Below are 12367 nucleotides of genomic sequence, written 5' to 3' on the forward strand. Positions count from 1 at the left end.
TTTTCTTGTTCCTGACATAACCTACCGGAGACCCTGCCATGGCAGACAGTGCGATCCCGCGCCCACGACAGGCCGCGTCCGTGCGCGAGGCCTACCTCGCCCAGACCCGCCGCAAACGGCTGTATTCCGGGATCCTGTTGGGCGTGTTCATCGCCCTGATGTCGTCGGGCTTCATGCTGGCGGATTCGCGCAATGCGGGCGGCTTCTGGTCCGGTCTGCACCGTCTGCCCGATTTCCCCGCCGCGCTGTTTTCCGAGGCCTGGGCGAAACGCGCCGAGCTGCCCGAAAACCTCGCCAGGTATTTCCCCGCTCTGATCGAGACGCTGAACATCGCCGCCGTGTCGACGCTGGTCGGCACCATTGGCGGCACGCTGCTGTCGATGCTGTCGACGCAGGGTCTGGCGCGGTGGCCACGGCTGATTCCGGTGTTTCGCCGCCTGATGGACGTGATGCGGGCTGTGCCCGAGATCGTCATCGCACTGGTACTGATCTTCGTGCTGGGCGGTGGCCCGGTGCCCGCGATGATCGCCATCGCGTTCCACACCTGCGGCGCTCTGGGCAAGATGTTCTCGGAAGTGAACGAAAATGCCTCTCTCAAGCCCGTCGAAGGGCTGGCGTCGGTCGGCGCGAACTGGAGCCAGCGGATGCTGTTGGGCGTGGTGCCACAGGTGGCGCCGAACTATCTCAGCTACGCCCTGCTGCGGTTTGAGGTGAACATCCGCGCCTCGGCGATCCTCGGCTTCGTCGGCGCGGGCGGGATCGGGTATGAGCTGAAGAATGCGATTTCCTGGGGGCAGGGCAAATATGACGCCGCCGCCGCGATCTTCCTGCTGCTGATCACCACGATCATCATCGTCGATCAGCTGAGCAGCATGGGCCGTGATCGCATGACCCACGGCCGCAAATCGGAGATGATGGCATGAGCCTTTCTGTCAATCTGCCAGCCGCCAGCCTGAAGGATCAGGCCGAGGCAATGTTCCGCAGCAAACGCAACTTTGCCCTGCTGGTCCCGGTCGTGATCCTGGCCTATCTGGTCTACGCCTTCTTCGCCTTTGACGTGGCCGGGCTGGCGCAGCGCGCGAGCCTTGAGAACGCCGCGCGGCTGGTGTCGGACAGCTACAGCTACAAGACCCACGTGACGCGCGACAACCGCACCGGTGATGTCGAAGTGGCGATCGAGGGCGAGCGTAAGGGCACCTACGCGCCGGGGACGGGGCCGGACTGGGTCAGCTTTGGCAATGGCACGACGATTGACCTCGGGCGCGGCAATGTCGTGACCTATCTGCCCGATGGTGTCGTGACCTACGCCATTGCCGGCTATGGCACAGTCACTGCCAGCCCGAGCGCGCGCGGGGTAGTAGCGACGTTTCCCGAAGGGCCGCTGCCCGATTTCATCAGCGCGGCCAAGAACCGGGTGATGATCACCACCGATGCGGGCCGTCTGACGATCACGCGCAACCGCACCGAGGTCTTCAAGTATCAGATGGGGTGGGAGATGTTCTTCTTCACCCTCGACAGCCCCTATCACGGCCTCGGGTTTGGCCAGCTGGTCAGCCGGGCTGTGTCTGGTGAGGCGCCGCAGATCTGGCATGACTTCTGGTACAACCCGATGTGGCGTCACGCGGATGTCGCCTGGGCGCTGTTCGAGACGGTGCTGATGGCCTTCCTCGGCACCTTCGGCGCGGCTGTGGTTGCCCTGCCGCTGGCCTTTCTGGCAGCGCGGAATTTCACGCCGCTGATGGTGGTGCGGCAGGTCGCGCGGCGGGTGTTCGATCTGTTCCGCGGTGTTGACGCGCTGATCTGGACGGTGGTTCTGGCGCGCGCCTTTGGCCCCGGCCCGATGACTGGCGCTCTGGCGATCCTGCTGACGGATACGGGCAGTTTCGGCAAGATGTTCTCGGAAGCGCTGGAAAACGTCGATGACAAGCAGATCGAGGGTATCCGCTCAACCGGGGCGAGCCCGGTGCAGCGCTATCGGTTTGGCGTGATCCCGCAGGTGACGCCGGTGCTGCTGAGCCAGGTGCTGTATTTCTTTGAGAGCAACACCCGCAGCGCCACGGTGATCGGGGCGATCACCGGCGGCGGCATCGGGTTGCTGCTGACGCAGGCAATGATCACGCAGAAGGACTGGGAGGAGGTGACATACTACATCATCCTGGTGGTTCTGCTGGTCTTTGCGATGGATTCCTTTTCAGGTTGGTTGCGTCGTCGCCTGATCAAGGGCGATGGCGGCGGGCACTGAGCCTGTCGCGACCACAATGTGCAAGACAGTCGCGCGGGGCCCTCAGCCTCGCGCGCAATTTATAGGAGACGGCCGATGCCGCGCCTCAGTGAAAACGAACCCTTTTTGCATCCCGATGTGGACCTGACCGAGGTCACGCTGGGCCGCTTTACCGAGATCGGCAAGGGCAGCCGCATCGCCTATTCCGAGTTTCAGGACTATGCCTATTGCGACCGCTATGCGGATGTCGCCAACGCGACCATCGGCAAGTTCGCCAATATCGCCAGCTTTGTGCGGATTGGCGCCACGGATCATCCGCTGGAGACGGCGGCGCTGCATCACTTCCTCTATCGCTCGTCGGATTACTGGGATGATGCGGAGGTCGATCCGGCGTTCTTTACGGCCCGGCGTGCCCGTCGCGCGGTGATCGGCCACGACACCTGGATCGGCCATAACGCGCAGATCAAGCCGGGGATAACGGTGGGGGACGGGGCTGTTGTGGCCTCAGGCGCGATCGTGACCAAGGATGTGGCGCCCTACACCATTGTGGCAGGGACACCAGCCAAGGTGCTGCGCGTGCGTCAGCCTGCGGATATTGCCGAGCGGCTGATCGCGCTGGCCTGGTGGGACTGGGAGCATGACGCCCTGCGCGCGGCGCTGGAGGATTTCCGGGCGATGCCTGCGGCGGCGTTTCTTGAGAAGTACGAGGGGTAGGCGATTTCGGCGGGGGTGGCAGTGGGCTGTCTGCCCCCGTCGCCTTTGGCGACTCCCCCGAGAATATGGAGCAAGAAGAAGGTTATTCGGCGGCCATGGCGGCGCGGTGGGGGACGCAGGTGAAGCGGTGGGCGGCCTCGCCTGCGAGGTGGGTGATGCGGCCGCCGCTGATCGTCGCCTCGATGGCGCGGGTCGAGGGGTCGATCACCACCATGTCGGCGCGCAGGCCCGGGTCGAGGCGGCCCCGGTCGTGCAGGCGCAGGATATGTGCCGGGCGGGACGAGATCATGTCCCAGGCGGCGGCAAGCGGGAGCAGCCCGTCGTCGGCCAGCTGGAACGCGGCCTGTGCCAGGGCGGGGTAGTAGTAGTCCGAGACCAGCGCATCGCAAAGGCCGGCGCGGATCAGCTCGGTCGCGGCGATATTGCCGGCTTGCGAGCCGCCGCGCACCACGTTGGGCGCACCCATGAGGATCGGGTCGCCAACGGCACGCGCGAGGGCGGCGGCGGGGCGTGCGGTGGGAAATTCGCAGATCTTGGCGCCGATCATCGAGAAGGTCTCGCGGGTTTCACCATCGGGGTCGTCGTGGCTGCCGTAGGTGACGCCGAGCGCGTCGAACTGTTCGGCGAGACGGCAGAGGTAGCGCGGCACCTCTCGGCGCTGACGTTGTGCGGTGAGCAGGGCGGCGCGGTGGGTTTCGCTGGTGCGGCCCAGTCGCTTGGCCCAGAAGTGGAACTCCTCGGGGCGAGCGGCGAGCATATGTTCGGCTTCGTCGAGGTGGTCGTTGAAGACGACGTAGTCGATGCCGAAGTGGCGCACCGCCTCGACGAGTCGCGCTTCGGTCTCAACGGTGTGGGTTTCGCAGCGGATCTGCAGACGCAGGTCTGTCAGGGCGTCGCGGGCGCGATAATCGCTCAGTGCCTGCATCAGCGACAGGGCGAAGTCGGGGCCGCGTGTGCCGCCCTCCCAGCTCCAGCTCTGGGCGAGCCAGGCGGTGGTGATGCCGTTGGCGGCGGCGTCCCGGTCGGTGGCGCGCAGGCCGGTCTGCAAGGCGAAGGGGGCCGAGGGGCGGGGCGAGATGTGCCGCTCAAAGGCATCGCCGTGCAGGTCGATGATGCCAGGCAGGATGAGATAGCCAGTGAGGTCGACCTCGGGCAGCGGACCACGGGTGATCCGGCCTTCGGAAAAGGCGATGGAGCGTTGTTGCAAAGCCCCGTCCCGCAGGATGGTGGCACCGGTCAGACGCAGGCTGGGCAGGGTTTGTAACATCACGCGACCACGGCTTGGCTAGGGATTATGTAGACCTGTGGGTAACTTGCGAATGTATCGGGGTGATGACGGTTATATGTCATTTGCACGGTGAAACGCCTTCAGGTTGCAGCCTCCAGATCCCCCGCCAAGGTGAGGGTGACGCGATCGCCGGAGAACCATGTGCGCCCGTATTCCACCGGCGCGCCCGTGGCATCGAGGCTGAGGGAGATGGTGCGCAGGATCGGATCGCCTTCGCGCAGCTGCAGCTGCACCGCCTGCGTGGCCGAGGCCAGCTTGGCATTCACCCGTGTGAAGGCGCGGGTGTAATCGGGCACGCCGTTTTCCGCCAAGGCAGCCGTGACCGACGTCAGCCGCTCGAGCGAGGCAATGAGGCCCGGAAAGCGATCCGCCGGGAAGACCGAACGGAACAGGGCCAGCGGCTGGGCGTCGGCCAGAGAGATCCCTTCGGTCGAGACGACCTTGCCGCCTTTGGGCAGGCGCAGCATCTCGGCCTCGTCCGGATCGGCGGTGCGGATTTCGGTGAGGTGGATCTTGCGGCTGGGCAGGCGGCCGGCGGCGCGGATGTTCTGGTGAAAGCGCACGCGCCGGCCGATGGGGTAGTCGGTCGGGCGCTGCGCGACGAAGACACCCGCGCCGCGCCGGGCATGGGTCAGCCCGCCCTCGGCCAGCGTGGCAAGGCCTCGGCGCACCGTGTGGCGATTGACGCCGAAGCGGGCGGAGAGTTCCGCCTCGGTCGGCAGCCGGTCACCGGGCCCGTAGCGGCCTGAGGAGATGTCGGCGGTCAGCGCCTCGGCAATGGACTGCCAGAGCGGGGTCTTGGGGGCGGCTTGGGGGGGTGTCATGAAAGTTTCACCTCGGTCGGGCTTGTGCTGTGCGGGCAAGCTGTCTAATCATTTGTCTAGTTGTATAGTGAATCAGACAAATCGACAAGGTGTCTAGATGACAAACGAGACGATGGCGGACGCAGATCAGACTGCTCGCAAGGGCTGGATGAGCCTGCTTGCCAAGGCCCCGGCGGCAGAGCTGAAGCGGCTTTGGGCGGATGCGGGGCAAGAGGCGAAATTTCAGTGGCTGCGTGCGCCTGAGGTCGGCGGCGTCATGGTGCGCGGTCGGGCTGGTGGCACGGGCGCGGCCTTTAATCTGGGCGAGATGACGGTGACGCGCTGTTCACTGCGGCTGGAGAGTGGCGCGGTGGGTCATGCGATGGTGCAGGGGCGCGACCGCGACAAGGCCGAGGTGGCCGCAGTGATTGACGCGCTGATGCAGGGCGAGGCCTCCGAGGTGCTGCGCGCCACGGTGCTGGTGCCGCTGGAGGCTGGCATGGTCGAGACTGCGGGCAAGCGCGCGGCGAAGGCTGCACAGACCAAGGTTGATTTCTTTACCATGGTGCGGGGGGAAGACTGATGAGCATGGCAACCGAAGCCCTGACGGGCGGATTTTCCGACGCGCCGCGCCAGTCTGCGCGCGCCTTTCGCGCGGCGCTGGAGGCGATGGCGCGACCGGGGTCGACCTACGTTCTGCAGGAAATGGGCGATGCGCCCGCGCCGGTCAGCCGGGCTGCGGCGACGCTGCTGCTGGTGCTGTGTGATCCGGAGACTCCGCTGCATCTGGCGGGGGACTATGACACCGAGGCGTTGCGGGGCTGGGTGACCTTTCACACTGGCGCGCCTTTGCTCAGCGCCGACAAGGCGATGTTTGTGTTGGGGAGTTGGCGCGCGCTGGATCTGAGCGCACTGTCGCTGGGGACGGCGGAATATCCGGACCGCTCGGCCACGGTGATCGTCGATGGTGCTTTTAATGGCGTCGATGTGGCGCTGCGCGGCCCCGGCATCAAGGACGTGACGCAATCGCGCCTGCCCGAGGTTGCTGTGTTTCAGGACAATGCGGCGCAGTTTCCGCTCGGCCTCGATTTCTACTTTACCAGCGGCGCGAAACTGTCGGCGCTGCCACGCTCGACCAAAGTCACGCTTGGGGGGGATGTCTGATGTATGTGGCTGTAAAGGGTGGCGAACGCGCCATCGACAATGCCCATGACTGGCTGGCCGAAGAACGACGCGGCCCCGAGGATGTGGCCGAGCTGGGCGTGGCGCAGATCAAGACGCAGCTGAGCCTGGCGGTGAACCGGGTGATGGCGGAGGGGTCGCTGTTTGATCCCGATCTTGCTGCGCTGGCGATCAAGCAGTCGCGCGGCGATCTGATCGAGGCGATCTTTCTGATCCGCGCCTATCGCACGACGCTGCCACGGTTTGGCTATTCCGCGCCGGTGGAGACAGGCGCGATGGCCTGCGACCGGCGTATCTCGGCCACGTTCAAGGACGTGCCGGGCGGGCAGGTGCTGGGGCCGACGTTCGACTACACCCACCGTCTGCTGGATTTCGCGCTGGAGGCCGAGGGGCTGGATCGCGCCGCTGAGGTCGAGCCGGAGGTGCATCCGGTGATGCCCCGGGTCAGCCAGTTCCTCAACAAGGAAGGCCTGATCCAAGACGAGCCGAGGCCGGAGGTCGACGAGACGCCGGGCGATCTGACACGCGAACCGCTGGAGCTGCCTGCGGCGCGGCCGCTGCGCCTGCAGGCGCTGACGCGCGGCGATGAGGGCTTTGTGCTGTCGATGGCCTATTCGACGCAGCGCGGCTACGCCAAGAATCACCCCTTTGTCGGCGAGCTGCGCATCGGCACCGTGCCGGTCGAGATGGAGATCCCCGAGCTGGGCTTTGCCATCGAGATTGGCGAGGTTGTGCTGACGGAGTGTGAGACGGTCAACCAGTTCACGGGATCGAAAACCGAGCCGGCGCAGTTCACACGCGGCTATGGGCTGGTCTTCGGGCAGACCGAGAGGAAGGCCATCTCGATGGCGCTGGTGGATCGGGCGCTGCGCTGGAAGGAGCTGGGCGAAGACGACAAAGGCGCGCCGGCGCAGGACGAAGAATTCGTGCTTTATCATGCGGATAACATCCAGGCGACCGGGTTTCTGGAGCATATCAAGCTGCCGCATTACGTCGATTTTCAGAGCGAGCTTGAGTTGGTGAGGAAGCTGAGGCGTGAGGCGGATATGCGCCAGCAAATGCGGGAGGCGGCGGAATGAAACCGGCTTTGCAAGCCGGTGCCTCCGGCGGGGATATTTTGAACAGGGAAACGGGGGGGCTCGTGCCTTCTGTGGACGGGAGTGCGGACGCATGAACGCGTATAATTTTGCCTATCTGGATGAGCAGACCAAGCGGATGATCCGGCGTGCGTTGCTGAAGGGCATGGCCATTCCGGGGTATCAGGTGCCTTTTGCCAGCCGTGAGATGCCGATGCCTTATGGTTGGGGCACCGGGGGCGTGCAGGTTTCTGCGGCAGTGATGACGCCTGAGGATTGCTTCAAGGTGATCGATCAGGGGGCGGATGATACCACCAACGCTGTGTCGATCCGGCGGTTTTTTCAGGCCACGGCAGGGGTTGCGGTGACCGAGAAAACGGCGGAGGCGACCGTGATCCAGACGCGCCACCGGATCCCTGAGCGCGACTTGGTTGAGGGGCAGATCCTAGTTTACCAGGTGCCGATCCCAGAGCCGTTGCGGTTTCTGGAGCCCTCGGAGGTGGAGACGCGCAAGATGCATGCTCTGGAGGAGTATGGGTTGATGCATGTAAAGCTCTACGAGGATATTGCGCGGCATGGCGATATCTCGACCAGCTACGCCTATCCTGTGAAGGTGGAGGGGCGCTATGTGATGGACCCCTCTCCGATCCCGAAGTTCGACAATCCGAAGCTGTCGATGGCGGCGATCCAGCTGTTTGGCGCGGGCCGGGAGCAGCGGATCTATGCGCTGCCGCCCTATACGGAGGTGGTGAGCTTGGATTTCGAGGATTATCCGTTTCAGGCGGGGCGGGCGGATCATGACTGTGATCTTTGCGGAGCGGATAACAGCTATCTCGACGAGGTGATCACCGATGACGCGGGGGGGCGGATGTTCGTTTGCTCGGATACCGATTTCTGCAGCGAGCGGCGTGAGGCCGGGCATGTCGGGGCGTTGGGCGTGGAGGCTGTGGCATGAAGGATATGGCGATGACGGAGGCAGGGCTGAGCCCGCTTTTGCGGGTTGAGGGGCTGGCCAAGCGCTATGGCGCGCGGATCGGGTGTACGGAGGTGAGCTTTGACCTCTGGCCTGGTGAAGTGATGGGAATCGTTGGGGAAAGTGGGTCGGGCAAGACGACCTTGCTGAACTGTCTCGCGGGGCAGTTGGCGCCGGACGCGGGGCGCGTTCTGTTCGACACCCGCGGGCGTGGCATGGTCGATACGCTGACCATGTCGGAATCCGAGCGGCGGATGCTGGGGCGCACCGACTGGGCCTTTGTGCATCAGCACGCGCAGGACGGGCTGCGCATGAACGTCAGTGCCGGGGGCAACGTTGGTGAGCGGCTGATGGCTGTCGGAGCGCAGCACTACGGGGATATTCGGGACAAGGCGATTGACTGGCTGGACCGGGTGGAGATCGCGGAGGACCGCGTCGATGACCGCCCGAGCGCCTTTTCCGGCGGGATGCGGCAGCGCTTGCAGATCGCGCGCAATCTGGTGACGGGGCCGCGGCTGGTGTTCATGGATGAGCCGACGGGGGGACTCGATGTCTCCGTTCAGGCGCGTCTGCTGGATCTGTTGCGAGGGTTGGTGCGCGAGATGGGGCTGAGTGCGATTATCGTGACCCATGACCTGGCGGTGGTGCGGCTGTTGGCGGACCGGCTGATGGTGATGAAATCCGGGCATGTGGTGGAGACCGGGCTGACCGATCAGGTTCTGGATGATCCACAGCATGCCTATACGCAGCTGCTGGTCAGTTCGGTGTTGCAGGTTTGACGCCCGGGGGGTGGTTGCCGGGCTGGGGGCTCTGCCCCCGTCGCTGCGCGACTCCCCCGGAATATGGAGCAAGAAGAAGATGATATCGGTTGAGAACGTCAGCAAGACTTTTACCCTGCACAATCAAGGTGGCACGGTCATTCCGGTGATGGAGGGAGGATCGCTGTCTGTGGCGCCGGGCGAATGCGTGGCGCTGGTGGGGGCCTCGGGTTCGGGGAAATCGACCTTGATGCGGATGATTTATGGCAACTACCTGGCGGCCTCCGGGCGGATCATGGTTGGGGATGTCGATGTCGCACAGGCGGAGCCGCGCGAGATCCTGGCGCTGCGGCGGGAACGTCTGGGCTATGTGAGCCAGTTTCTGCGGGTGGTGCCGAGGGTGGCGACGCTGGATGTCGTGGCTGAGCCTTTACTGGCCCTTGGGGTGGCGCGGGATGCGGCGCGCGAACGGGCCAGTGCCTTGCTGGCGCGGCTGAACATTCCGGAGCGGCTTTGGGCGCTGTCGCCGACGACCTTTTCGGGGGGCGAGCAGCAGCGCGTCAATATCGCGCGCGGCTTCGCGCATGACTATCCAGCGCTGCTGCTGGATGAGCCGACGGCCAGTCTGGATGCTGCGAACCGGGAGCAGGTGATGGCGCTGATCGAAGAGGCCAAGGCGCGAGGTGCGGCGATTGTTGGGATATTTCATGATGTTGAGGCGCGCGACCGGGTCTGTGACCGTGTCGTGGATGTGACCGGGTTTACGCCCGTGCGGGTGGTCTGAGGTGACCTCGGGGCGGTTGATAGGGGTTGTTGGCCCCTCTGGCGTGGGCAAGGACAGCGTGATGCAGGCCGTGGCCGAGCAGCGCCCGGGCACGGTGCTGGTGCGCCGGGTGATCACGCGGCAGGCTGATGCGGGGGGCGAGGATTTCGAGCCGGTAACCCTGTCGGAGTTCCTGTCGCGCGAGGCCTCGGGAGAGTTCCTGCTGTCCTGGGCGGCGCATGGGTTGCACTATGGCATCCCCGACAGTGTGGCGGATGATCTGGCGCAGGGGCGGGACGCTCTGGTCAATCTCTCGCGTTCGGTCCTGCCGCAGGCGCAGGCGCGGTTTGCCGGGTTTCGCACCATTTTGCTGACCGCACCCGTGACGGTTCTGGCGGCGCGGCTGGCAGCACGGGGGCGCGAAAGTGCTGAGGATATCGCGCGGCGTCTGGCGCGGGCCGGGTTCGCCCTGCCGCCCGGTGTGCAGGCGGATGTCGTTGAGAATGCCGGGCCATTGTCTGAGGCGGTGGCTGAAGTGCTTGCATTGATTGAAGAAACACAGGTCCAGTGAAGGACGAGCTATGACAGATGAAGCGCGCGTGAGGGCGGATATGAAAGACGAAATCGTACTGGGTAACGCGCAACTGGTGCTGCCGGATGAGGTTGTGCAGGGGCATCTGGTGATCCGCGATGGGCGGGTGGCCGAGATCGGCACTGGCGCCCTGCCGCGGGGCGCGCTGGATTGCGAGGGCGACTACCTCAGCCCCGGTCTGGTGGAATTGCACACCGACAACCTTGAGCGCCATATCACGCCGCGCCCCAAGGTGCACTGGCCGCATCACGCTGCCATCGTGGCTCATGACGCCGAGCTTGCAAGCTGTGGAATTACCACGGTTTTCGATGCAATCCGGGTCGGCTCGATCACCTCGAGCGAGCGTGATTACCGGCGCTACGCACGGCCAATGGCGGATGAAATCCTGGCGATGCGCGAGGCCGGTGCGCTGAAGATCAGCCACCATCTGCACCTGCGCGCCGAGACCTGCTCGGAGACGCTGATCGAGGAGCTGGAGGAGTTCGGCGCGGATGACCGGGTGGGCATTGTCAGCCTGATGGATCACACGCCAGGGCAGAGACAATTCCGTGATATCAGTAAGTTCGAGGATTATGTCTGTGGCAAGCACGGCATGTCACGCGAGGGGTTCGAGACCTATGTGCAGTTCCTCTATGATCTGAACGACCGCCTCGGCGCCCGCCATGAGGCGGCGGCGGTCGCGGCGGCCAAACGCTATGGTGCGGTGCTGGCGAGCCATGATGACAGCACCACCGAGCAGGTTGAAACCAGTGCGCGGCATGGCATCCGGGTGGCGGAATTTCCAACCACTGTCGAGGCGGCGCAGGCTTGCCGGGCGGCGGGCATTGCCGTGATCATGGGGGCGCCCAACCTCGTAAGGGGCGGATCTCATTCAGGAAATGTATCTGCTGGGGACTTGGCGGAGCTGGGGCTGCTGGATATCATCAGCTCGGATTACGTGCCCTCGGCACTGCTGCTGGCCGCGGTGCAATTGGGTCAAAGGTATGGTGATATGGCGCGTGGGATGGCCACTGTGACGCGGACGCCGGCGCGGGCTGCTGGACTCTTGGACCGGGGCGAAGTGGCGCTGGGCCAGAGGGCGGATCTGATCCGCTTTGCGATCCGGGGCGCAGTGCCGGTCCTGCGTGGGGTCTTGGTGCAGGGCGCGCGCGTCGCCTGAGGAGAGCGCGACCCGGGCCTTGGCGCCCGGGTCACGCCCCGGCGCGGTGCGCGAATGGTTAATGCTGAAAAACCGCGAAACGGCCTGTCGGTATCGTGTCGGTATTGCGTCGGTAAGCGGACGGTGCGATTTGGCCGGTCAGTCGCTGGTTAACGCAGCGCTCTCACCGGCGTGCTGGGCGCAGCGGCAGGTCTGGGGCATCGCGCCAGCTGCCGGGGGCAAGGTCGCCGAGGCTCCACGGACCGATGGCGGCGCGGATCAGGCGCAGGCAGGGGTGGCCGATGTGGGCGACCATGCGGCGGACCTGACGATTGCGCCCTTCGGAAATTTCTAGCGACAGCCAGCAGTCGGGAATGGATTTGCGGACCCGGATCGGCGGGTCGCGGGGCCAGAGCTCTGCCGGGGCGTCGATCCGCTCGACAACGGCCGGGCGGGTGAGGCCGTCTTTCAGCGTGACGCCGTTGCGCAGGGCAGTGAGGGCGGCGTCGTCGGGCAGGCCTTCGACCTGCACCCAGTAGAGCTTGGTCAGCTTGTGTTTGGGATCAGCGATGCGGGCCTGCAGGCGGCCATCATCGGTCAGCACCATCAGGCCTTCGCTGTCGCGGTCCAGACGGCCTGCGGGATAGACACCGGGCAGGTCGATATAGCTGCTGAGCGTCGGGCGTGGGGTGCCCTCGGTTCCCTTGTCGGTGAACTGGGGCAGCGTGTCGAAGGGTTTGTTGAACAGGATGGTGCGGGGCATCTGCCGGGCCTAGCCTGTGGCGCGGGGAAAATCCAGAGGGCTGAGTGGCGCGGCTGTAGTGGTCTCGGCTTTGCGAGTGGTTTGCAAAGTTAAGAG

14 protein-coding genes are annotated in these 12367 nt (G+C 65.0%); 11 read left to right on the top strand and 3 right to left on the bottom strand.

Annotated elements, in window-relative coordinates:
* The first annotated feature begins 38 nt into the window (after positions 1 to 38).
* The 3 genes from phnE (F3W81_RS01515) to F3W81_RS01525 all read left to right on the top strand — a co-directional run bounded on the left by phnE (F3W81_RS01515) (position 39) and on the right by F3W81_RS01525 (position 2935).
* Entirely contained in the window at positions 39 to 923 is an 885-nt protein-coding gene (gene phnE / locus F3W81_RS01515) for a phosphonate ABC transporter, permease protein PhnE (protein ID WP_193081897.1), read from the top strand.
* Complete coding sequence (gene phnE / locus F3W81_RS01520; protein WP_193081899.1) at positions 920 to 2242, top strand: phosphonate ABC transporter, permease protein PhnE; 1323 nt, start codon at positions 920 to 922, stop codon at positions 2240 to 2242. Before phnE (F3W81_RS01515) ends, phnE (F3W81_RS01520) begins: the two co-directional genes overlap by 4 nt.
* 75 nt (positions 2243 to 2317) lie before the next feature.
* A complete protein-coding gene (locus F3W81_RS01525) occupies positions 2318 to 2935 on the top strand; it encodes a DapH/DapD/GlmU-related protein (RefSeq protein ID WP_193081901.1) in 618 nt (205 codons plus the stop codon).
* Positions 2936 to 3017: 82 nt separating this feature from the next.
* Here the strand turns inward: F3W81_RS01525 and F3W81_RS01530 are convergent, their stop codons facing one another.
* Both F3W81_RS01530 and phnF read right to left on the bottom strand, forming a co-directional pair.
* A complete protein-coding gene (locus F3W81_RS01530) occupies positions 3018 to 4202 on the bottom strand; it encodes an alpha-D-ribose 1-methylphosphonate 5-triphosphate diphosphatase (protein WP_193081903.1) in 1185 nt (394 codons plus the stop codon).
* Positions 4203 to 4303: 101 nt separating this feature from the next.
* Positions 4304 to 5047 carry a phosphonate metabolism transcriptional regulator PhnF gene (phnF, locus tag F3W81_RS01535; RefSeq protein ID WP_193081904.1) on the bottom strand — a complete coding sequence of 248 codons (744 nt, stop codon included), beginning with the start codon at positions 5045 to 5047 and terminating at the stop codon, positions 4304 to 4306.
* A gap of 97 nt (positions 5048 to 5144) precedes the next feature.
* On the opposite strand from phnF, the gene phnG reads away from it, so the two are divergent.
* From phnG to F3W81_RS01575, 8 genes are all read left to right on the top strand, one after another.
* Entirely contained in the window at positions 5145 to 5609 is a 465-nt protein-coding gene (gene phnG / locus F3W81_RS01540) for a phosphonate C-P lyase system protein PhnG (RefSeq protein WP_226941798.1), read from the top strand.
* Positions 5609 to 6190, top strand: coding sequence for a phosphonate C-P lyase system protein PhnH (gene phnH, locus F3W81_RS01545; RefSeq protein WP_319022281.1), 582 nt, complete (start codon positions 5609 to 5611; stop codon positions 6188 to 6190). Before phnG ends, phnH begins: the two co-directional genes overlap by 1 nt.
* Positions 6190 to 7287, top strand: coding sequence for a carbon-phosphorus lyase complex subunit PhnI (locus F3W81_RS01550; RefSeq protein ID WP_193081906.1), 1098 nt, complete (start codon positions 6190 to 6192; stop codon positions 7285 to 7287). Before phnH ends, F3W81_RS01550 begins: the two co-directional genes overlap by 1 nt.
* A 91-nt stretch (positions 7288 to 7378) precedes the next feature.
* Positions 7379 to 8239 (top strand): alpha-D-ribose 1-methylphosphonate 5-phosphate C-P-lyase PhnJ, encoded by an 861-nt coding sequence (locus F3W81_RS01555; protein ID WP_193081908.1) that lies wholly within the window; start codon positions 7379 to 7381, stop codon positions 8237 to 8239.
* Positions 8240 to 8265: 26 nt separating this feature from the next.
* Positions 8266 to 9036, top strand: a complete 771-nt coding sequence (gene phnK / locus F3W81_RS01560) for a phosphonate C-P lyase system protein PhnK (protein WP_193083553.1) — start codon at positions 8266 to 8268, stop codon at positions 9034 to 9036.
* Positions 9037 to 9115: 79 nt separating this feature from the next.
* Positions 9116 to 9799, top strand: a complete 684-nt coding sequence (phnL, locus tag F3W81_RS01565; protein ID WP_193081910.1) for a phosphonate C-P lyase system protein PhnL — start codon at positions 9116 to 9118, stop codon at positions 9797 to 9799.
* A gap of 61 nt (positions 9800 to 9860) precedes the next feature.
* On the top strand, positions 9861 to 10349 hold the full coding sequence (gene phnN, locus F3W81_RS01570; RefSeq protein WP_264298879.1) for a phosphonate metabolism protein/1,5-bisphosphokinase (PRPP-forming) PhnN: 489 nt from the start codon (positions 9861 to 9863) through the stop codon (positions 10347 to 10349).
* Between the two features lie 40 nt (positions 10350 to 10389).
* Complete coding sequence (locus tag F3W81_RS01575) at positions 10390 to 11529, top strand: alpha-D-ribose 1-methylphosphonate 5-triphosphate diphosphatase (protein ID WP_193081913.1); 1140 nt, start codon at positions 10390 to 10392, stop codon at positions 11527 to 11529.
* Between the two features lie 163 nt (positions 11530 to 11692).
* Here the strand turns inward: F3W81_RS01575 and F3W81_RS01580 are convergent, their stop codons facing one another.
* The gene (locus tag F3W81_RS01580) at positions 11693 to 12271 is read right to left on the bottom strand and encodes a pseudouridine synthase (protein ID WP_193081914.1); all 579 of its coding nucleotides are present in this window, start codon (positions 12269 to 12271) and stop codon (positions 11693 to 11695) included.
* Positions 12272 to 12367: the final 96 nt, after the last annotated feature.

Source organism: Pseudooceanicola spongiae (assembly GCF_014899185.1).
Lineage (GTDB): Bacteria > Pseudomonadota > Alphaproteobacteria > Rhodobacterales > Rhodobacteraceae > Pseudooceanicola > Pseudooceanicola spongiae.